Genomic DNA, 21,346 nt, shown 5'->3' with positions numbered 1-21,346 from the left:
GCTTATTTATGGAGGACACAACGCTTACGACTTTTACGAAAAGGCGAGGGGAGAGCATGACACCACAACCGATTATTCGTGTAGAAAATGTCTCGTTTGCCTATCAGGTTAACCAAGATCAACAAATTCCTGTTCTGCAAAATGTCTCCCTAGAAGTGTTTCCAGGAGAGTATGTCGCCATCATCGGTCATAATGGGTCCGGTAAGTCAACGCTGTCTAAGCATCTCAATGGAATTTTGACTCCAAACGATGGCGATGTCATCGTTAACGGAATCAACACGCGTGAAAAACAGCGAATTCATGAAGTGAGGAGCCGTGTCGGGATGGTTTTTCAGCATCCGGACAATCAGATTGTCGCGACGATTGTAGAGGATGATGTGGCCTTCGGACTGGAGAACATAGGGACATCTGCAGAAGAGATGAAGACACGAGTGGATTTTGCCCTAGAGGCAGTAGGAATGAGTGCCTTTCGCCATCGACCGCCTCATCATTTGTCTGGCGGGCAAAAGCAGCGGATCGCCATTGCGGGGATATTGGCGATGAAGCCACAATGCCTCGTCATGGACGAAGCGACGAGTATGCTGGACAGCTACGGTAGACAGGATATACTAGCAGTCGTTCGCAAGCTGCATCGCGAAGGAATGACGATCGTCACCGTGACCCATCACATGTCAGAGGTAGCAGAAGCAGATCGCGTCATCGTAATGGAGGGCGGCAAGATCGTATTGGAGGGTACTCCACGTGAAGTATTTTCCCATCAGGAAAGACTTCGCGAGCTTCATCTGGATGTTCCAGACGCGAGCCGAATTGCTCATCTCGTTCACTCCGAATATCACGAATTTACACCTGATCTCATCCACAATGAGGAAGTTGTCGCGGAGGTTAATCGTTTATACGTCAGACAAGCGGAGGCGAGTGGTTCATGACGCAACCGATCGTAAACGTGGAAAATCTATCTCATGTCTACATGCACGGAACGCCTCTCGAACATCGGGCCCTCGACCAGGTAAGCATCCAGGTGGCAGAAGGCGAATGCTTGGCCATTATCGGTCATACTGGATCGGGAAAATCGACGTTAATCCAGCATTTTAACGGCCTGATTCGCCCGCAATCCGGTACGGTCATCATCAATGGAATGGACGTATCTTCACCCAAGATCGATATTCGTACGTTGCGTAGACAAGTAGGACTGGTTTTTCAAAACCCGGAGGATCAACTTTTCGAAAAACTGGTCGGTGATGACGTAGCCTACGGACCTTTTCGGATGGGGCTCCCTCTAGAGGAAGTGCGGCGACGTGTACAGTGGGCGATGGGCTTAGTTGGCCTCTCGTTCCAGGAGATGAAAGACCGTCCGACTTTTGCCTTAAGTGGCGGGCAGAAACGCAAGGTGGCATTAGCTGGCGTCCTTTCCTTGCAACCCAAGGTTCTCGTACTTGACGAGCCAACAGCAGGACTGGACCCGCGCTCTCGTCATGAGCTATTGGAGCGCATCCGCCGTCTCAATCGGGAAGAAAAGCTAACGGTTATTTTCGTCTCACACAATATGGAAGAGGTCGCCAAGCTTGCTGATCGTGTCTATGTCATGGCAAACGGCAAATCAGTCTGTGAAGGGACACCACGACAAATTTTTGGCAATCAGGAATTGCTGCGGCAGCATCATATCGGCACACCGGAATCGGTAGATATTTTATACAGACTTCGTGAGCAGGGCTACAGCATCGATGCTAGCGCTTTTTTACCCGAAGAGACAGCGATGGAAATTTTGAAACTGATGAACCGCTAAGGAGGGGTCCACATGTCAGCAGAATTTGAATTGACGCGAAATATTACCATCGGTCAATATTTACCCACTGCTTCGGTCGTTCATCGTCTCGATCCTCGTTTCAAGCTGGGTGCTTTCGTCATCCTCATCTTAGCAATTGCCATCTGCGATACATACGTGGGTAATCTGTTTGCTTTAGCCATTTGTATCTGGATGTTTCAAATCTCGAAAATCCCCCTGCATTACGGTATATCCGGGATCAAGCCCGCTATCCCCTTTATCATGATTTTGGCGATCATGCAGCTGCTATTTTACGGGGAGGTTGTCAATGGCGGAACCGTTTATTTGAAATACGGCTTCATCACGATCACGAGTGAGAGTATACGCCTCGTCATCGTGTCTGCCATACGTTTCGTAGAAGTAATCTTCTTATCGAGTGTCCTCACGCTCAGCACTTCGACGACGGAACTTACACACGGAATGGAGCGATTGCTGGGGCCATTAGAAAAAGTAAAGTTTCCGGTTCATGCTTTTGCTTTGATCATCACGATTGCTGTGCGCTTTGTACCTACCTTCGCGATGGAAATGGAAAAAATGATGAAAGCACAAGCATCCCGTGGTGCAGATTTCGGTACAGGAGAATGGTGGCGGATCATCCAGCGAACAAAAGACATGTTTCCCATCATCATCCCGCTGTTTAATGTGGCGCTCTCCAGAGCAGAAGATTTGATTTTGGCAATGGAAGCCAGATGCTACACACCAGGTGCTGCACGGACCAGATACACCCAATACAAGGCTGTAGGCAAAGATTACGTCGCGCTGATCGTGAGTATTGTCATTTCAGCCGTCATGCTCGCCATACCTTGGTAAGGGAGACTAGCGGGAATTCGCCCGAGTAGGGCATTCCACATAAAACTCGTAAAAGGAGGAGTATGCATGGAAAAAGGCTTGACCGTTCGCAAGATTGTCATTGCAGGCGTTTTGGGCGCGATAGCGATTTTGCTCGGGGTGACACGTCTCGGCTACATTCCGGTTCCGACAGCAGCGGGCAATGCCACTATTATGCACATCCCGGCTGTGATCGGGGGCATAATGGAGGGCTGGGGCGTTGGTATGATCATTGGCCTTATATTTGGAGTCTCTTCTTTCTTAAATGCCACCGTTCCGCTTTTTAAAGACCCTCTTGTAGCCATCCTGCCACGTTTGTTCATCGGTGTGACTGCTTACTTGACCTATGTTGGTTTGAAAAACGTCAATCAGTACTTGGCGATTGGTGCCGCTGGCTTTATTGGGGCGATGACAAACACGATCCTGGTACTGGGCATGGCCGTCATTCGAGGATACATGACCCTCGGCGTAGCGACCACAGTTGCAATCACGAACGGCTTGCCAGAAGCAATTGTTTCGGTCATTGTTACATTGGCTGTCGTTGCGGCTTGGAAGAAATTGGGCTCAGCAGGTAGGCAAAAATCAAAAATTTCAGGAGACTTATAATGACCGGAACGATTGTTGACGTACCCGGCGTTTTCGTCGGGCATGCACAAAACGAAGAAACATTAACGGGATGCAGTGTAATTATGCTAGAAAAGCCGTCTGTTTGCGGCGTGGATGTCCGGGGTTCCGCCCCGGGCACCCGCGAGACGGACCTCTTGGACCCTGTCAATCTGGTGAGTGTCGTCCATGCGATTTGCCTTTCGGGTGGCAGTGCATACGGTTTGGATGCTGCTACAGGTGTCATGCAGTATTTGGAGGAACATGGCATCGGACTGGATGTTGGCTATGGCGTCGTTCCTATCGTTCCAGCAGCAGTTTTGTTCGACCTGGCAGTAGGCGACTATCGGGTTCGTCCCGATCGTCCAATGGGCTATGAGGCAGCACAGGCAGCAAGCCATGAGAAAGTAGCACAAGGAAACGTCGGTGCAGGTACAGGTGCGACAGTAGGCAAGCTAAATGGATTTGGGAATGCGATGAAGAGCGGGTTAGGCACAGCTTCGGTGATTTTACCCAATGGACTCGTCATAGGTGCAATCGTCGCTGTAAATGCGGTCGGTCATGTCGTAGATCCGCAGTCAGGGACGATCATAGCCGGGCCGAGAGATGAACAGGGAACCATTCGGGATAGCATGGAGATACTGCGCCAGCAAGCTTTTGCTCCGATCCCTCCAGGTACGAACACGACGATTGCCGTAGTCGCCAGCAATGCCCACTTGTCCAAAGCAGAAGCAAACAAAGTAGCGCAAATGGCTCATGATGGGCTTGCCCGTACAATCCGTCCGATTCACACGATGTACGATGGCGACACGATCTTTGCTGTAGCAACAGGCGAAGTAGAGGCGAGTGTAGACTTGGTGGGCGCATTGTCCGCAGATGTGCTGGCAGAAGCCGTCATCCAAGCTGTTAAGCACGCAGAGGGAGCAGGGGGACTGCCATCTTATCGCAGTTACTTCCAGGGATAGGTGTAACATATTTGGATGCAGAGGAGAGGATTGGCGGATGAATCAGGTGATATCCTTTGTTGACGAGCAGGAAGTTGTACGCCTAACGCAGGAGCTAGTTAGAATTCCAAGTGTGTTTCGTCCCGATCAGACAGGAGCGAATGAAGAGCGGGTAGCGCTATTTGTCGCCGATTATCTTCGTAACATGGGTTTGCAGGTCTTCTATGAAGAGGTTGTTCCAGGCAGACCGAATGTCATCGCCTTTTACGATTCGGGCAAGCCTGGCAAAACGCTTTTATTCGAAGCCCATACAGATGTCGTAACAGAAGGGGATCGGGATGCTTGGAGCTACGACCCTTTTGGTGGAACAATATCTGGTGGGCGTATCTACGGGCGTGGCTCTTGTGACACAAAAGGTAATCTGGCCGCCGCGATATGTGCCGTCAAAGCTATCCAACGATCCAAACAGTCTTTTACAGGCAAAATCCTCCTGTGCATCCCTTGCGATGAGGAGAGCATGATGATCGGGATCAAAGATTTCATTCGTCGCGGTTGGGCCAACAACGTCGATGCGGCGATTATCTGCGAACCGGAAGAAAATCAGCTCTGCATCACGCAAAAAGGAGCCATGCGAGCAATTCTTCGTACGTTTGGCAAGATGGCGCATGGAGCTATGCCACTGACGGGCATCAATCCGAACACCAGGATGGCACGCGCCATTGTGGCGTTAGAAGAGCTGGAACGAAAGGAAATGGCTCGTCTGGGAGAGCATCCAATGTTGGGGTGGCCGAGTATCACTCCGACGATTTTGCAGGCACCGGTCAAAGGAGACGCCCAAATCAACGTCGTACCCGATCAATGCATGACAACACTTGATATTCGCACGGTTCCCGGGCAGGACCACCAAGAGCTGTATAAAGAGATCAGTGTCATATTAGAGGAACTAGGCAAAGAGGATGACAAGTTCAAGGCTACTCTGGAAGTTATCGAAGAGCGCCCTTGGACGTTGACTGGCATGCATGAAGAAGTTGTGACTTCCGTTGCGAATGCCTATCGGGAAATCACAAAAAAAGAGCCCGTATATAATGGCGTCCCAGGTGCGACAGATGGAACCTTCCTGCACAAGGCCGGCATTCCGATTTTGACGACAGGCGCAGGTGATCGCCACATCCCTCATCATGCAGATGAGTACGTAGCTATTGATCAATTGGTGGAATCCACCCAGCTTTTTGCCTTGTCTGCATTAACGTTTTTGACGCAGCCAGTACGAGCTTGATCACTTACAAAAGAACTCTGCTTACGCTAGCGGCAGAGTCTTTTTATTCTCGCAAAAGAAGTTTTCTTAGCAAAAACTTGCAGAATCCATCTAAATTTTTTTACAATAGGCTTGTTACATAAGAGAAAAGGAGGCGCGTGCCCATGAATATGCGCTGGAATTTGGACGTCTTGTATTCCTCATTTGATGCACCAGAATGGAAACAAGATTGGGAGAAGTTTGTACGTGAAACAGAAGAGATCAAAAGCTGGGCAGCGCAAAACTTTCAATCTTCAGAAGATGCAGTAGCGAAGATGGAGACATACATAACGATGATGACCTCCGTCTTGCAAACGCATTTCCGCTTGTACGCCCACGGAGAGCTGACTGCCAGCGTGGATGCCAAGAATGAAGTAGCACTGCTTGCAATTGAAAAAGTACAGAATCAGGCTGTGGAATTGGTTGAACCAGGCGTACAATTCCAAAAATGGCTAGGATCGTTGAGCAACTTGGACGAGTTGATTAACCAATCGGAGCTGTTAGAGACACATCGCTTTATGTTGACAGAAATGTCCGACAAGAGCAAATACATGCTGAGCGAAAAAGAAGAAATCGTCCTAGCAAAAATGAAAAATACAGGGTCAAATGCATGGACAAAGCTCCATGAAATGCTGACTTCCACTTTACTGGTAGACATTACAGTCGATGGGGAGCACAAACAGCTTCCATTGCCAGTGGTGCGGAACATGGCGAACGAAAAAGATCCGCAGCTTCGCAAAACGGCCTACGAGGCGGAACTTGCCGCTTACAAAAAAATCGATGGAGCTGCTGCTGCCAGCTTGAATGGAATTAAAGGCGAGGTTATTACCGTAGCGAAGCTAAGAGGCTATGAATCGCCGCTGGATAAGACGTTGCAAGACTCCCGTATGGACCGCGAGACGCTCGAAGCGATGCTTCAGGCGATGCGTGAGAGCCTGCCATCCTTCCATCAATACTTCCGTACAAAGGCGAAGTTACTCGGCCATGAGAGCGCTCAGTTGCCGTTTTATGATCTGTTTGCGCCAGTGGGCGAGGCAGACATGCGGTTCTCGTATGAGGAATCCCGCGACTTCATTGTGAAGCACTTTGGTAGCTTTAGCGAAAAGCTCGCCAACTATGCAGCACGAGCTTATGACAATCAGTGGATTGATGCTGAGATTCGTGAAGGCAAGCGTGGAGGGGCATTCTGCTACAACCTGCACATCGTAGGGGAGAGCAGAATTATGTCCAACTACACAGGCAGCTACAGCGATGTGAGCACAATGGCACATGAATTGGGTCATGGCTATCACGGAGAATGTCTCGTAAACGAAGCATTCTTGAATAGCGAATACCCAATGCCAATCGCCGAAACAGCGTCCATTTTGTGTGAAACCATCATTGCCAATGCAGCACTTGAACAAGCGACCTCCGAGGAAGCATTTGCGATTTTGGAAAATGATATCAGCGGAGCAAGTCAGGTGATCGTCGATATTTATAGCCGTTACTTGTTCGAGACTGCTGTATTTGAGCGCAGAACAGAAGGTGCCTTGTCTGTTTCCACTCTGAACGAACTGATGCTACAAGCGCAAAAGGACGCTTACGGAGATGGTTTGGATCCGGCAGCTCTACACCCGTACATGTGGGTATGTAAACCGCACTATTATAGCGCGGATTACAATTTCTACAACTTCCCGTATGCTTTTGGGCTTCTGTTCGCGAAAGGCCTGTACGCAGAGTATCTCAAGCGCGGGGAAGCTTTTGTTGAGCAGTACGACAAGCTCTTATCTGTTACGGGCAAAATGAGCGTTGCAGATGTAGCAGCTATCATGGATGTTGATGTACGCTCCGTCGATTTCTGGCGGAATTCACTCTCTTTGGTTGCAAAAGATATCGACAAATTCGTAGAGCTCGCGTCTGCACGCCTAAACTAAATAGGAAGAACGTCCGCTATGTCATTAGCGGACGTTTTTTATTCATGTTGCAAAGCGTTTTTGTGCGCATAGGGAACAGAGCGGAAGGAGAAAGTAAGAAAAAACAGATGAGGTGATTACGTGGTAAACGGATTGCAGTTACTCGACCTATTGCGGGAAACGGAGAACAAGATGCTGCATTTACATAGAGCCATCGACAGAGTAAGCAGCGAGCCGGATTTCAAGGAGTCTGTCAGTGTTCTTACCGTAGTCGTTCGTGATTATCAACTTCAGCTCGACAAAATGAAACAAGCATTGGGCAAAATCGAAATCGGAGGGCAGCAGCAACAACATCAGCAGGCCCATAATACCGAAATACATTAAGCACAGAAAAACAAACAGCCCTCGAACTGCTGCAAGGCAGATAGGGCTGTTTGTTTGCTTTTATGTGTAGAAAGCTTACTGGAAGTTAGCGTATCGCTTCACTCCATAAAACGGGTAGAGCTTATGCATGTATTCGACTTTGCCATAGCGAACATCTTCGCCATTCGCATGCACGATTGCTCCATTACCCAAATAGATCGCTACGTGGGACACGCGTCCTTTTCCAAGCGAATCGTAGAACAAGAGGTCACCAGGCTGTGCTTGATCTAGTGATACTTCTTGACCGCCACGGAATTGATCTTCAGAAGTGCGCGGAAGTGTAACCCCAAGCTGTTCAAAAACGTATGAAGTAAAGCCACTACAATCAAAGCCATTCGGAGTAGTTCCGCCTAAGACGTATGGTGTATTGAGCAATGGCTCAAAAATTTCCTTCATTCGACCCAGATCTTCTGCATTTACCTCGGCAGGCAGCGAAACGGTAGAAGTGAGGTTTGGACTAAGGAACTCTGTAGCAACGTATGCTTCACGATCTTCGAATTCGATTTTCGTCCATTCATTACCCGTTTCTACGACTTCTACAATGGAACCGAAACTTAGCTTGCCTAACACTTTTGCGTCAGTCGAAGGCTTTTTACGCACATTCAGCACGTCACCAGTGACACGGGCTTTTTCACCAGCAGTTAGTTCTTTAGACTCAGTGGTAGCGTTATCATTCTGATTGACAGCTACATCGGAAGGAGTGTCAGTCGCAATGGAGCCAGAAGTGTTTTCACCGTGAATAGATAGAGTTTGTCCAATTGACAATCTATCGTCATTCAGTTGGTTCCATTGAATGAGTTGATCCACCGTTACTTGATGTTCACGAGCGATCTTGCTCAGCGTATCACCTGCTGATACCACATATGCCGATGAGGAAGCATGGGCAGCAGTAGGCAGCAGAGTGAAGAGGGCGAGGAAGGTGAGTAGCCTCGAAGTCTTTTTCATGTCATCGTCTCCACCAATCTACTAAAATCTGCATATCTAGCTAAAATTCTATCGGATTTTCGTTGGTAAATCTATGAAAAAATTAATCTTTCATTATTTTTTTAAAAACTATTGCATCTGGAGAGAGAATCGTGCTATATTACAGAAGTCGCCACAAGATGGTGATGGTGACAAAAACCATATGGAGCTGTGGTGAAGTTGGAGTTCACGCCGGTCTGTCACACCGGAGGTCGCGGGTTCGAGTCCCGTCAGCTCCGCCATTCTATTTTTAGAATGTGCGAATTACATAGTTTCTCGTAATGTGCCGGTATAGCTCAATTGGTAGAGCACCTGACTTGTAATCAGGGGGTTGTGGGTTCAAGTCCTATTGCCGGCACCATTTTTATGCGGTCGTGGCGGAATTGGCAGACGCGCTAGATTCAGGTTCTAGTGGTGGCAACACCGTGGAGGTTCAAGTCCTCTCGACCGCACCATATGGTAAACAACAGGTTCGTAAATTGGCTGATGAAGCTAATTACGAGCCTTTTTATTTTTTCTGGAATGTTGAATCCTCCTCCATTTTCCATTACAATCACATTGTGATAATGAATCTCATTTTCATTATCGTATTTGATGATTCATAAACAAACAGAAAGACAGTGGAGGGGTAGTTGTGGGAGAACAGTTGGAGCTGTTTGATGTAACCATTATTGGCGGTGGCCCTGCGGGGATGTACGCTGCCTTTTATAGCGGGATGCGAGATCTGAAGACGAAACTCATTGAAGCGAAAGAAGAGCTTGGTGGACGAATGTTGATCTATCCAGAAAAAATGATCTGGGATGTAGGCGGTGTACCACCACAGTTATGTGAAAAGCTGGTTGCCAATCTGGTGGAGCAAGCGAAGACATTTGATCCCACCATCGTGCTAGGCGAGGCGATTATTGGACTAGAGCCACAAGAAGATGGCACGTACATACTCGTTGCAAAATCGGGGAGACGGCATTGGACGCGCACGATCATACTGGCTCTGGGCCGAGGTATTTTGAAAATGGCAAAACTGGAGATCGAAGGGGCCGAGCGCTACGAGGTGACAAATCTTCATTATACGGTGCAGGAACTGGAGCCATTCCGTGGGAAGCACGTCCTCATCTCAGGTGGCGGCGACTCCGCGGTCGATTGGGCAAATGAACTGGTGCAAATCGCAGCGTCTGTAACTGTCGTGCATCGCCGTGATGTATTTGGTGGACATGAGCGGAATGTAAAGCGCATGAAAGAGTCATCTGCGATCGTTCGCACCCCATATACGGTCACGCAATTGCAAAGCTCAGACAAAGAAACGATCGATAAAGTGACGATACGTCATCTAGAGACGGACGAAACGGAGCAAATCGATGTCGACGCCATCATCGTCAATCACGGATTGAAGGCCGATTTCACTGGGATTAAAGAGTGGGGCTTGGACATGGATGAGTGGAACGTGTTTGTCAGTCCACGTCTGGCAACGAATCTGCCAGGGATTTTTGCGGCGGGAGATTTTGCGAGCTTTGACAGCAAGATTACGCTGATCGCGGGAGCATTCACCGATGCGGCTGTGGCCGTAAACAGTGCAAAATTACACATAGACCCAGTAGCAGATCGGATGGCGTATGTTTCTTCCCATAACCAGCGCTTTAAAGAAAAGAACAAAGCCCTCGGGGTTATCGATGAGGATGACGAGTAGAACCTGATGTAGGACAAAAAGCCCAACATTTGCAGGTTGATTGCCGCTTTTCCCATACGTTACATTGTTAGAGACAAGGTGTAATAACAATGACAGGCTATATAAATAGGGAGCTTCGCGTCAGTCAATCGATCAACAAATGTGGGAGAGGAAGTAGAAATGAAGAAAGTTCGGCATTGGCCGATCAGTATAGCGACAGTGGCCCTTGTGTTCTCGCTGGGCATGAACTACGCGCCTGAGCGTGCAATGGCGTTACAAGTGGAGCCGTTATCTCCTGCTATCGAGTTGCAGGAAAAGTTACAGGAAAAGTATGTGGAGAAGATGGACCTCAAGGAAGAGGAGGTTCTCGGTTTTTATTACTCATCGATGAAAGACAGCACAGATACTCGTAAACATAACATCAAGCAAGCATTGGCCAAGATTCATAATGAAAAAATCAAACCGCAACAGGTGTTTTCTTTCAATGAAACAGTGGGAAATTCGAATTTGCCAGAGGATGGTTGGCAGAAGGCCGGCGTTATTCAGAATGGTCAGCTCGTCGATGACTATGGAGGCGGGATTTGTCAGGTTTCCAGCACGCTTTACAATGTAGCTGCTGAAGCGGGGATGATCATGGTGGAACGGCATAACCACAGCAAATCAGTGGGATACGTGCCAGTGGGTCAAGATGCCACAGTAGCGTATGGCTATATAGATTTTAAATTTACCAACTTGTATGATTTCCCTGTGAAAATCAAAGCAAAATCATACGATGACGAACATGTTGTGATTGCGATCATACGTGCGTAGCTTAGAAGGAATAAAGGGGGCATCCTATGGATGAACCCTGTTTTTTTCGGTATTTAGTCAGGAAAAAAATGGATGGAAATTTAGTTTTGAGTCATGCATTCCTGACCATACTGTTTTTAGAGGGAGGTGCCGTGATGTTCGTTCAGATGACAGGTGATTCACACAATCAAGAGGTTCTCGTCATGGGAGAACAGTTAGATCGCCAGCAGGATGGTTGCTATCTTTTGCCTGGGAGACTTGTCCATGCATTGAAGCCACAGGATTTGCCGGTAGGAATCCCATTTAAGCTCTCAGGTGCGCTGCCCTCTGGCTACGGGTTTTATCGGGAGGACTCTGTTATTTTTCGGCGGACGAATGATACTCCCTCTCTGTGGATTGATGTTACTTCTACATATAAGGTTGCTGAATGGGATGGTTTGTTCTCGGTAGAAGCGACGATTGAAGCTAGAAAGCATGTCGTGGAACAACAACAGCAGTTTGCCTTTGTCCTCTCCGAAGTGACAGAGCAGCAAGTGATTTTCCATTACGAATTTTCCTGGTGCTCTAAGCACGAGATGGATCTGGAAAGTGCGTTGGAATCCATTTGTGATACCGTGATTGAAGTAGAAGCACGAGGGAATGCCCGTCTTTGGCCTGGCTATCGAAACTACATGGAAGAGGACGAACAAGACAAGCTGTAATACGCCGTGCAGCCATGATATAGTGAAAAAAGAGACAGCCACCAAAGGAGAGGACAAAATGGAGTCAGTCAAAAATATTTACTGTATCGGTCGCAACTATCGATTGCATGCTGCGGAGTTGGGGAACGATGTACCAACCAAGCCAATGATCTTTGATAAGCCAACACATGCGCTTGCAATGGCAAATGGCGAGGCCATTGAGCTTCCGGCATATCGTGGAGAGCTCCATTATGAGGCGGAGCTTGTGATTCACATCGCGAGACCATATGAGGCTGGAGTTACCCTTGACGAGATGATTGACAAAATAGCACTCGGCATCGACTTTACTTTGCGGGATGTTCAGAGCGAGCTGAAGAAAGCAGGGCATCCATGGTTGTTGGCAAAAGGGTTTAAAAATTCAGCCATTTTGACGTCTTTTCATCCTTTCCCTGGTATTCATGAGCTGCACCAAACGGATTTCTCCTTGCTGAAAAATGGAGAGCAAGTGCAACGCGGTAATCTTCGTGATGTGATTTTTGATTTGGAAACCATGATTGCCTATATTTCCGAACATCTAGGCTTGGGTCAAGGGGATATCATTTACACAGGTACGCCAGCGGGGGTAGGACCTGTTACAGATGGGGATGTCCTCACTCTCAAGTGGGGAGAAGAGACTTGGGGGCAGTTTACGGCGAAAATGAAAGAGGTATGAATTGAGAACCATCTTCTGACAGAAACAAGCAGAAGATGGTTTTTGTTTGGGGTTCGGGCCAGCAAAATAGCCGTTTTTTGCGACGAAAATCACCTTTGATACCGTTTTGTAACTTTTATGGTTCCATGGAACTAAGAGGTAGCAACCGCCTACTTTGCACCCTGTTTTCTGACTAGTCCCATGCTACCAATTCCATCATTGGAAAATTTTACGGTCTTATCCTCCTGTTTCCTCCTGCGCTATTCTGTCCATGTACCCAAGACGGGTGCCACAACATGACAAGGAGGAAAAGAAAGTGACGAAACGAGATTGGGTAATGAAGTCAACAGTAGCAGTCATGCTGAGTACGTCCCTGTTAATGGGTGGTCAAGTTGGAGTAGTGGCCGCTAAGACACAAGATTCAAAACAGTCAGAGGTTGCAAATATTGCTACTTCTTTGATCGGGAAGGATTACGAGTACAAAGCAAAGGGACCGAAGCAATTCGGATCAGCGGAGCTGGCTACGTATGCGTACAAACAAGTAGGGATTTCCATTGGGAGCACAATCTCTAGCCTGTACAAGACTGGGAGTAAAGTATCCGAAAAAAGCGTGGCGCCAGGAGATTTGGTGTTCTTCGCCTCTAGCGGAAGCGGCAGCCCAACTTTTATGGGAATATACATAGGCAGTGATCAATTCGTCTATTCTTCGAAAGGGGAAGACGAGGTAGTTGTAAAAAAATACTCGGCGTACAGTGACAAATTTGTAGGGGCTCGTCGTGTTATTGATTCCTCAGAGAATACGCCTAGCAAGCCAGAACAGCCAGTAAGCAAAACAGCCGATCAGGTCATTAAAAATGGTGAAAAGTATTTGGGCACGAAGTACAAATACGGTTCAAGCAGTAGTACAACCAGTACGTTCGACTGCTCTTCCTTTACCCAACGTGTATTCAAGGAAGCGGGTATTACTCTGCCACGCGATTCCCGTCAGCAATCAACTGTTGGGAAATCTGTTTCCAAAAGCAACCTGCAAAAAGGTGATCTGATCTTCATGAAGGCATCGGTAAACAGTACTTCTGATCGGATTACACACGTGGCTATTTACGCAGGGAATGGAAAAATCCTGCACACTTACGGTAGTCCTGGTGTGACTTACTCCAAGTACGATGGAACGAACTGGGAGAAGCGCACGGTGAAAATCAAGCGTGTTATCTAATCATACGACTTCAAAGTGTTTACTCCGCTCTCGTGCTTTCGTACGGGAGCTTTTTTTATGTGCTTTTGTATAATAAGACGCTGCTTCACTTTTTTTGTTTCGCGTCAATTATTGCCAACTGAGTAGAGAAAGTTATTCCCTTAGAAGAAGGGCCAGCCGTCTTGGCTGAACTCGCGACGCGTCGAGTGAAAGGGAAAGGCCACTATGGTCCCTTTTCTTATTGTGAAAACGAGTCTCCCTAGAATGAGTGCGAAAAATACATATTGTAATATTCTGAATTATGCATATAATAAAAACTGAGAGGTGATTCAGGTGTCAGAAAATAGTCTACCTACCCCTGTTTTGACCAAAAAAGGACAGGAAACCCGCAAAAAAATACTGGATGCCGCGGAGCATGTGTTTGGCGAGTTGGGTTATTATGATGCATCTATCGTCTTGATCACACAGCATGCACAGGTGTCCCAAGGAACGTTTTACAATTATTTCGAGTCGAAGAAAGCCATTTATGATGAATTGATCAGGCAGTTGAGCAGAGAGCTTCGTTCGACGATCAAAGAAGCAATCATGGGAGCAACCACACAAGAAGAGAATTTGCGCCTAGGATTTCTGGCCTTTTTTCGTTGGATCAAACATCATCGCAACATGTACAGCATTATTCAACAGGCTGCGCTCGTCGATCAGGAGCTATATCGCTGGTATTACGCCAAACTGGCAGCGGGGTACGTACGAAGTCTGAAGAACGCCATGAACGAAGGTGCGTTTCGAGAGATGGATCATGAGACGCTGGCTTATTGTCTCATGTCGATCGGACAATTCATCGGGATGCGTTGGGTTTACTGGGAAAATGAAGACGTACCGGAAGAGGTGCTAGAAACAGCCATGTCGATGATTATGAAAGGGATTGCTGCCAAGCCGTAACCGATTCATTTTATAGGCAAAGGAGTAGAGTTCATGCACGGAATTGCTTATTGGATTGAAAAGCGAGCCCGAATCACTCCGACGCGGATCGCAGTGATTGCCAACGATCAATCACTTACGTATCAGCAAATGAATGAGCAGATGCAATGTCTTGCCAACTATTTACGACATGAGCTACAGGTCAAAAAGGGGGACAGGATCGGCATTTTGTCCCAAAACAGTTTGGAGTATGTGCTTCTGCTGTTTGCCATCGCCAAACTCGGTGCGATTGCTGTCCCCTTTAATATTCGCTTGACCCCTGCAGAATTAGACTATCAGTTTGAGGATAGTGGTATCCGCGTGTTATGTGCGCAGCCGGAGTTCGCTGCCACCATTGAGCTGATCAAGGGGAAGGCCAGTGTTGCGCACATGATATGGCTGGAACCGGGAGAACTCCCTTGGAGCCAGGATGGCCCGAGTGAGTCATCCCAGCACAGTAGGACCGAGGCAGATGATGGCAGTGGAGATGATCCATACATCATTTGCTATACATCAGGAACGACAGGAAAGCCTAAGGGAGCAGTACTCACCCAAGAAAATATGTTTTGGAACTCCGTACACAATGTAGCCGCGCTTGATCTCACCTCAGAAGACTGCTCGATTGTCTTATTGCCACTCTTTCATATCGGGGGAATCGGACTGTTTGCCTTCCCTACATGGCTTGCTGGCGGACGCGTCGTAGTCGCCGGGAAGTTCGACCCTGATAAAGCGATTCAACTAATCGAATCACACCAAGTCACCATCGTGATGGGTGTGCCCGCCATCCATGAAGCCATTCGTCAAAGTCCCTTATTTGCTACCACATCATTCGATTCTGTCCGTTGGTTTTACAACGGCGGCGCTCCATGCCCCATGGAACTCATCCAGCATTTTCAGGAGCGAGGCCTCCCTTTTGGACAAGGATACGGCCTAACAGAAACATCTCCTACTGTGTTTATGATTGCGAAGGAAGATGCAAAAAGAAAAGCCGGCTCAATCGGTAAGCCCGTCATGTTTTGTGAAGTCCGCCTGATCTCGGATGACGGTAAAGACGTGGGTCATGGCGAAATTGGAGAACTGCTCGTCAAAGGTCCGAATGTGATGAAGGAATACTGGAACAAACCAGTAGAAACAGCCAAGACCATCCGGGATGGGTGGCTGTACACAGGGGATTTGGCACGTTTTGATGAAGAAGGGTTCGCCTATATCGTAGGAAGGCGCAAAGACATGATTATCTCAGGCGGGGAGAACATTTATCCGCTGGAGCTGGAACAGGTCATCGGTGAGCTGGATGACGTTCAGGAAGCCGCAGTCGTCGGTGTACCCGATGAAAAATGGGGAGAGGTCGCAAAGGCGTTTATCGTGCCCAAATCAGGTGCAGTCATCACGGAAGCATACATTAAAGCGCACTGTGAGCAAAGACTGGCGAAGTATAAAATCCCGAAGTCATTCGTGTTTCTGAACGAACTGCCACGCAATGCAACAGGGAAAATCGTCAAGCAAGCATTGACCAGATTGAAGAGCGATTCCATTACGCAATGAGGTGATTCATATGGTGAGATTTGCAATAGGGGAGCAAGCATCTTTTAGCAGAACGATTACGGAAACAGATATCGTTCTATTTGCGGGAATGAGTGGGGATTATAATCCGGTGCACATCGACCAACAGTACGCAAAAGACACGCGATTCGGTCAGCGTATCTCACATGGACTGTTGACGGCGAGCATGTTGTCCAGATTGCTCGGGATGCAGTTGCCTGGCATCGGTTCCATTTACAAGGACCAGACCATTCAGTTTACGGCTCCGGTATTGATCGGAGACACAATCACAGCGACCGCCACTGTGCTGGAGTATCAGGAAGAGAGAGGCATGATCCGATTACTGACGGAATGCACGAATCAGCATGGAAAAGTAGTTCTGACTGGAACAGCGACGATGCTCGTACCGAAGGAAGGAGCGAAAGTATGAATCATCTTGAAGCGAATACGATCCACGAGCAGACTATCGGAGTGGAAGCGACGTCCGTATTTTTTCCAGAGGGAGTAGAAACAGCTGAGCGATTGGCTGAAAAGACCGGAATCCCCACGCGAGTCATTATCGAAAAATTCGGTCTATACCAAAAGCATGTCGCAGATGACACGCTTCATGCATCAGACCTCGCTGTGCTCGCTGCCCAACAGCTGACCGGCTCGGTGATCGATCCATCTGAGATTGACGTGATTATTTACTTCGGCAGTCCGCACAAAGATTACTATGTATGGTCCAGCGCACCGAAGATTACATACGAGCTAAAAGCAACAAACGCATACGGTTTCGAGATGATGAACGTCAGCTCGTGCTTTCCAATTGCTTTGAAGGTCGCCAAAGATATGCTGACGGCAGATGCATCCATTGAAAACATTTTGCTGGTTGCTGGCTGTAAAGAATCACAAATCGTCGATTACGAAAATCCTCGCTCACGCTTCATGTTTAATTTTGCAGATGGGGGGACAGCGGCACTTGTAAAGCGTGGTGCTACAAAGAGTAGAATTCTCCACAGCTGTGTCATTACCGATGGTTCTTTTCACGATGATATTAGGATACCCGCAGGCGGCTCAAGGCACCAACCTAGTCATGAAACGGTGGAAAACAGACTCCACTACATCGATGTGCCGAATCCAAGCGATATGAAAGAACGACTGGATCCCGTCTCCATACCAAACTTTGTCCATGTGGTAGAGCAGGCATTGGCAAAAAGCAATCGTTCCTTGCAGGATTTGAAGCTGCTGCTTCCTTTGCACACAAAGCGTTCGATGTTCTTAGAGCTGTTGGAACGTTTGCAACTTAGCGAGGAGCAGGCCGTCTATCTCGATCATTACGGGCATTTGTCTGCACTCGATCCGTGTATTGGACTACATGTCGCACAACAAGAGGGACGTCTTGCCCCTGGGGATATTGTCGTAGCTGTCAGTGCTGGAACTGGATATACGTGGGCTGCAACCGTGCTGGAATGGTTAGCCGAATCGCAATGAACATTATGACTCTCGAGGAGGAACCGACGTGAAAAAAAGAGGTTGGAAAATGTTGCTCCCGCTAGCGATGTCTGTCGTGCTTGTTGTTGGTTGCAGCCAAAATGAAAGCGCTTCATCTGATGGTGGTCATACGATCAAGGTAGGCGTACTCGCTTCACTTACGGGGCCATTGGAGAGCTACGGCAAGCAGACGGTAAGAGGCTTTGAGCTTGGACTCGATTATGCAACAGAGGGCAAGCGAGAGATCGCTGGCAAAAAGATCGAGTTTGTCGTTGAGGATACAGAGACGAAGCCGGATGTCGGCGTCCAAAAAGCGACGAAGCTCCTGGAGACCGACAAGGTAGATTTTCTCGTAGGCTCCTCGAGTTCAGGCGATACGCTAGCTGTCCTTCCGCTGGCAGAAGAGTACAAAAAAATCATGGTCGTAGAACCGGCTGTAGCAGATAGTATCACCGGGAAAAACTGGAACAAATACATTTTCCGCACAGGTCGAAATTCTTCGCAGGACGCAGTTGCTGGCGCTGCGGCGATTGCTTCCAAAGGAACGAAGATCGCGACGATGGCCCAAGACAGCGCCTACGGTCGAGAAGGGATTGAAGCCTTTAAGACCGCGGCTGAAAAATTAGGGGCTGTCATTATCGAAGAACAATACGTGGACACGAACACGACTGATTTTACAGCCAACATTCAAAAAATCATTAGCGCCAAACCCGAATATGTGTTCATCACGTGGGCAGGCTCGAACTCCCCGTGGAAACAGCTTCAAGATATGCAGGTTCAGCAAAAAGGCATCAAGGTGTCTACGGGAGCACCTGATATCGCTGCCTTGAAAACGATGGAGGCCATGATCGGAATGGAAGGCTTCTCGGTGTATTACCATTCGCTCCCGAAAACGAAAATGAACGATTGGCTTATCGATGAGCACAAGAAGCGTTTTAACGGCGAGATTCCTGACTTATTTACGGCAGGCGGGATGACGGCAGCCGTATCGATTGTGGAAGCGCTGAAAAAGACGAACGCCGATACAGATTCAGAGAAGTTGATTACGGCGATGGAAGGCATGACCTTTGATACACCGAAGGGGCAGATGCAGTTCCGAGTCGAGGACCATCAGGCACTGCAAACGTTGTACGCGATCAAGCTAGAGAAAAAAGATGGAGTCGATCATCCGGTTCCTGTACTCGTTCGGGAGATGACGATGGAAGAGACAGCACCACCTGTCAGGAACCAGAAGTAGAGGAGGTGTGTGATGAGTTACTTGTTGGAAACGATTGACGTAAGCGTAGCATTCGGGGAGCAAACCGTCATAAACAAGGTATCGCTAAATATCCCGAAGCAGCGATTTACTTCGATCATCGGACCGAATGGAGCCGGAAAGACGACATTGTTTAACTTGTTAAGCGGGCAGCTTACTCCATCGCAAGGAACGATCAAGTACAAGGGGCAAGATATTACACACTTGCCCCCAGCAGCACGAACGAGATTGGGTATTGGACGATCGTTTCAATTGACAAACTTATTTCCCAAGCTAACGGTGCGGGAAAACATTCGATTAGCCGTGCAAGCCGCACAGGGGGTTCGGTTTCGTTTGTGGATTTCTCAGGCAGATCAGATGCGACAGGCTGAGGAAGTTGAGCGTTTGCTGCATCTGGTATTGCTGGAGAAAAAGGCGGATGTGCTGGCAAGCCTACTAGCGCATGGGGAGAAACGAAAGCTGGAGCTAGCCATGCTACTTGGACTGCGTCCGGATGTTCTCTTACTAGACGAACCAACAGCTGGGATTTCACTGGAGGAAGTCCCAGCTGTATTGAAGGTGATCGAATCGATTAAGGAAAGCAACACGTGCACGATCATTCTAATCGAACACAAGATGGACATGGTCAAATCACTCTCCGATCACATGGTCGTACTATTTCATGGAGAGCTATTGGCTGAGGGGACACCGACTGACATGATGCGAAATGAACAGGTGCAGTCTGCCTACTTGGGAGGGTTGTATAAGCATGATGCTGCAACTTGATCACATTGAAACGTACCTCGACCAGTTTCACATCTTGCAGGGAGTCTCGCTATCCGTGCAAGCAGGCAGTATTACTGTCCTGTTTGGACGAAACGGCGCGGGCAAAACAACGACGCTTCGTTCCATCATGGGGCTTGCCCCGATCCGTCATGGCCAAATTCGCTATTTAGGAGAAGAAATCGGGCATCTGCCGACCTATTTCATCGCGCGTAAGGGGATTGGCTATGTGCCCGAGAATCAAGGGATTTTTCATGATTTTACGGTAGAAGAGACGTTCCGGCTCGCCATGCAAAAAAATGACGACGAACAAAAAGAAAAGCTCGCCTGGATGCTGGATCTATTCCCTGACCTGCGACATTACTGGAAAAAGAAAAGCGGGCACTTAAGCGGAGGTCAAAAGCAAATGCTGGCGATTGCACGAGCTTATGTGAACAGCAACGGACTCTTGTTAATTGACGAGCCGAGCAAGGGACTGGCACCCATCATGGTTGAAAAGCTCATGTTTCACATCGAATCGATGAAGCAGAAAACGACTGTGCTTTTAGTCGAGCAAAACTTTATGATGGCGAGCATGATCGGCGAGCAGTACTACTTGATGGATGAAGGGAAAATTGTCCGCGGTGGCGCGATGCAGGAGTTGAAGGATGATGCAGATACGCGACAAAAATATTTGGGCATTGCCTGAGCGTATAACAGGGAGGGGGAGGATGAAATGGATGTCGCGATTAATTTGCTGGTAAATGGACTGGCGACAGGCATACTCATTTTCTTGCTCGCTTCCGGGCTCACGTTGATCTTTGGCTTAATGAGTGTGTTGAACTTTGCCCACGGTGGATTGTTTGCCTGGGGAGCTTTTGCTGGTGTATGGCTTTTCGGATTGACGGATAGCTTTCTTCTGGCCATTGTAGGTGCTGTCGTCATCGGGATGCTGCTCGGTTTTGTGTTGGAGCGCGTGCTGATCCGCCCCGTGTACGGTGATCATATTCAGCAACTGCTCGTGACATTGGGTGGGATGCTCGTGATCAGTGAATTGCTCAAGGTGTTTTGGAGCCCCAATCCTATTCGGGCAGTATTACCAGATTATTTGCAAGGGAGCATCGAGCTTGGCGACATCATACTGATCAATTATCGCTTGTTTGTCATTGCAGTCGGAATAGTTATGTACGTTGGGTTGCACCTGTTGTTGACGCGAACGAGACTAGGCTTGATCGTCCGAGCGGGCGTCATCGATAAGGAAATGGTGCAGGCACTCGGCATCAATATTAAACAAGTGTTTACTTTCGTCTTTTTGCTGGGGGCAGGCATGGCCGCACTCGGAGGAAGTCTGCTGGCACCGTATTCAGGGGTTATTTTTGCGGAAATGGGTATGCAGTATGCGATTCTGGCATTCATCGTCGTCATTGTCGGTGGGATGGGAAGCGTTCAAGGCTCTATGGTTGCGGCGCTTTTAGTAGGAGTGCTTGGCTCGTTTATGGCTTACTTCGTTCCAGAGCTTTCACTGGCAGTGAACATGCTGCTGATGCTGGCAGTGCTGCTTATCAAACCATCCGGCCTGTTTGGAGCGAAGGGGTGATCA

Annotated in this window: 22 protein-coding genes and 3 tRNA genes; 24 read left to right on the top strand and 1 reads right to left on the bottom strand. The window is 48.2% G+C overall.

Going from position 1 to position 21,346, the window contains the following annotated elements; translation table 11 throughout:
* Positions 1 to 56 precede the first annotated feature (56 nt).
* From HPY27_RS07390 to HPY27_RS07355, 8 genes are all read left to right on the top strand, one after another.
* The gene (locus HPY27_RS07390) at positions 57 to 926 is read left to right on the top strand and encodes an energy-coupling factor transporter ATPase (RefSeq protein ID WP_017248210.1); all 870 of its coding nucleotides are present in this window, start codon (positions 57 to 59) and stop codon (positions 924 to 926) included.
* On the top strand, positions 923 to 1,783 hold the full coding sequence (locus HPY27_RS07385) for an energy-coupling factor transporter ATPase (protein WP_174224708.1): 861 nt from the start codon (positions 923 to 925) through the stop codon (positions 1,781 to 1,783). The genes HPY27_RS07390 and HPY27_RS07385 overlap by 4 nt, the downstream gene beginning before the upstream one ends.
* A gap of 12 nt (positions 1,784 to 1,795) precedes the next feature.
* Positions 1,796 to 2,632 (top strand): energy-coupling factor transporter transmembrane component T family protein, encoded by an 837-nt coding sequence (locus HPY27_RS07380; RefSeq protein ID WP_174224707.1) that lies wholly within the window; start codon positions 1,796 to 1,798, stop codon positions 2,630 to 2,632.
* A gap of 66 nt (positions 2,633 to 2,698) precedes the next feature.
* On the top strand, positions 2,699 to 3,256 hold the full coding sequence (locus HPY27_RS07375) for an ECF transporter S component (RefSeq protein ID WP_017248213.1): 558 nt from the start codon (positions 2,699 to 2,701) through the stop codon (positions 3,254 to 3,256).
* On the top strand, positions 3,256 to 4,218 hold the full coding sequence (locus HPY27_RS07370) for a P1 family peptidase (RefSeq protein WP_174224706.1): 963 nt from the start codon (positions 3,256 to 3,258) through the stop codon (positions 4,216 to 4,218). Before HPY27_RS07375 ends, HPY27_RS07370 begins: the two co-directional genes overlap by 1 nt.
* Before the next feature lie 37 nt (positions 4,219 to 4,255).
* Positions 4,256 to 5,473, top strand: coding sequence for a M20 family metallopeptidase (locus HPY27_RS07365; RefSeq protein ID WP_017248214.1), 1,218 nt, complete (start codon positions 4,256 to 4,258; stop codon positions 5,471 to 5,473).
* A gap of 143 nt (positions 5,474 to 5,616) precedes the next feature.
* Positions 5,617 to 7,404 carry a M3 family oligoendopeptidase gene (locus HPY27_RS07360; RefSeq protein ID WP_173621644.1) on the top strand — a complete coding sequence of 596 codons (1,788 nt, stop codon included), beginning with the start codon at positions 5,617 to 5,619 and terminating at the stop codon, positions 7,402 to 7,404.
* A 120-nt stretch (positions 7,405 to 7,524) separates the two neighbouring features.
* Positions 7,525 to 7,767, top strand: a complete 243-nt coding sequence (locus HPY27_RS07355) for a hypothetical protein (protein WP_017248216.1) — start codon at positions 7,525 to 7,527, stop codon at positions 7,765 to 7,767.
* A 75-nt stretch (positions 7,768 to 7,842) separates the two neighbouring features.
* On the opposite strand, the gene HPY27_RS07350 is transcribed toward HPY27_RS07355, so the two are convergent.
* A complete protein-coding gene (locus HPY27_RS07350) occupies positions 7,843 to 8,751 on the bottom strand; it encodes a C40 family peptidase (protein ID WP_017248217.1) in 909 nt (302 codons plus the stop codon).
* Between the two features lie 183 nt (positions 8,752 to 8,934).
* On the opposite strand from HPY27_RS07350, the gene HPY27_RS07345 reads away from it, so the two are divergent.
* The 16 genes from HPY27_RS07345 (at position 8,935) to HPY27_RS07270 (ending at position 21,343) form a co-directional block, all read left to right on the top strand.
* A tRNA-Asp gene (locus tag HPY27_RS07345) sits at positions 8,935 to 9,011 on the top strand.
* 43 nt (positions 9,012 to 9,054) lie between these two features.
* Positions 9,055 to 9,130: transfer RNA gene (locus HPY27_RS07340), tRNA-Thr, on the top strand.
* A gap of 7 nt (positions 9,131 to 9,137) precedes the next feature.
* Positions 9,138 to 9,224, top strand: a tRNA-Leu gene (locus tag HPY27_RS07335).
* Between the two features lie 179 nt (positions 9,225 to 9,403).
* Positions 9,404 to 10,450 carry an NAD(P)/FAD-dependent oxidoreductase gene (locus HPY27_RS07330; RefSeq protein WP_174224705.1) on the top strand — a complete coding sequence of 349 codons (1,047 nt, stop codon included), beginning with the start codon at positions 9,404 to 9,406 and terminating at the stop codon, positions 10,448 to 10,450.
* A gap of 159 nt (positions 10,451 to 10,609) precedes the next feature.
* Entirely contained in the window at positions 10,610 to 11,239 is a 630-nt protein-coding gene (locus HPY27_RS07325; RefSeq protein WP_174224704.1) for a VanW family protein, read from the top strand.
* Between the two features lie 134 nt (positions 11,240 to 11,373).
* The gene (locus HPY27_RS07320; RefSeq protein WP_174224703.1) at positions 11,374 to 11,919 is read left to right on the top strand and encodes a hypothetical protein; all 546 of its coding nucleotides are present in this window, start codon (positions 11,374 to 11,376) and stop codon (positions 11,917 to 11,919) included.
* 58 nt (positions 11,920 to 11,977) lie between these two features.
* The gene (locus HPY27_RS07315; protein WP_174224702.1) at positions 11,978 to 12,610 is read left to right on the top strand and encodes a fumarylacetoacetate hydrolase family protein; all 633 of its coding nucleotides are present in this window, start codon (positions 11,978 to 11,980) and stop codon (positions 12,608 to 12,610) included.
* Between the two features lie 295 nt (positions 12,611 to 12,905).
* Positions 12,906 to 13,802 (top strand): C40 family peptidase, encoded by an 897-nt coding sequence (locus HPY27_RS07310; protein ID WP_017248222.1) that lies wholly within the window; start codon positions 12,906 to 12,908, stop codon positions 13,800 to 13,802.
* Between the two features lie 312 nt (positions 13,803 to 14,114).
* Entirely contained in the window at positions 14,115 to 14,720 is a 606-nt protein-coding gene (locus tag HPY27_RS07305; RefSeq protein WP_017248223.1) for a TetR/AcrR family transcriptional regulator, read from the top strand.
* Between the two features lie 33 nt (positions 14,721 to 14,753).
* Positions 14,754 to 16,280, top strand: coding sequence for an o-succinylbenzoate--CoA ligase (locus tag HPY27_RS07300; RefSeq protein WP_173621649.1), 1,527 nt, complete (start codon positions 14,754 to 14,756; stop codon positions 16,278 to 16,280).
* A gap of 10 nt (positions 16,281 to 16,290) precedes the next feature.
* The gene (locus tag HPY27_RS07295; RefSeq protein ID WP_174224701.1) at positions 16,291 to 16,707 is read left to right on the top strand and encodes a MaoC family dehydratase; all 417 of its coding nucleotides are present in this window, start codon (positions 16,291 to 16,293) and stop codon (positions 16,705 to 16,707) included.
* The gene (locus HPY27_RS07290) at positions 16,704 to 17,750 is read left to right on the top strand and encodes a 3-oxoacyl-ACP synthase (protein ID WP_174224700.1); all 1,047 of its coding nucleotides are present in this window, start codon (positions 16,704 to 16,706) and stop codon (positions 17,748 to 17,750) included. The genes HPY27_RS07295 and HPY27_RS07290 overlap by 4 nt, the downstream gene beginning before the upstream one ends.
* Positions 17,751 to 17,817: 67 nt before the next feature.
* Complete coding sequence (locus HPY27_RS07285) at positions 17,818 to 18,987, top strand: substrate-binding domain-containing protein (protein ID WP_371814318.1); 1,170 nt, start codon at positions 17,818 to 17,820, stop codon at positions 18,985 to 18,987.
* Between the two features lie 12 nt (positions 18,988 to 18,999).
* The gene (locus tag HPY27_RS07280; protein WP_174224699.1) at positions 19,000 to 19,770 is read left to right on the top strand and encodes an ABC transporter ATP-binding protein; all 771 of its coding nucleotides are present in this window, start codon (positions 19,000 to 19,002) and stop codon (positions 19,768 to 19,770) included.
* On the top strand, positions 19,754 to 20,455 hold the full coding sequence (locus HPY27_RS07275; RefSeq protein WP_173621652.1) for an ABC transporter ATP-binding protein: 702 nt from the start codon (positions 19,754 to 19,756) through the stop codon (positions 20,453 to 20,455). The genes HPY27_RS07280 and HPY27_RS07275 overlap by 17 nt, the downstream gene beginning before the upstream one ends.
* 27 nt (positions 20,456 to 20,482) lie before the next feature.
* Positions 20,483 to 21,343 (top strand): branched-chain amino acid ABC transporter permease, encoded by an 861-nt coding sequence (locus tag HPY27_RS07270; RefSeq protein ID WP_174224698.1) that lies wholly within the window; start codon positions 20,483 to 20,485, stop codon positions 21,341 to 21,343.
* Positions 21,344 to 21,346: the final 3 nt, after the last annotated feature.

It is taken from the genome of Brevibacillus sp. HB1.1 (assembly GCF_013332445.1).
GTDB classification, from domain to species: Bacteria; Bacillota; Bacilli; order Brevibacillales; family Brevibacillaceae; genus Brevibacillus; species Brevibacillus porteri.
Note: the sequence above shows the minus strand (reverse complement) of the source record. Positions and strands in the feature narration are given on the sequence as shown.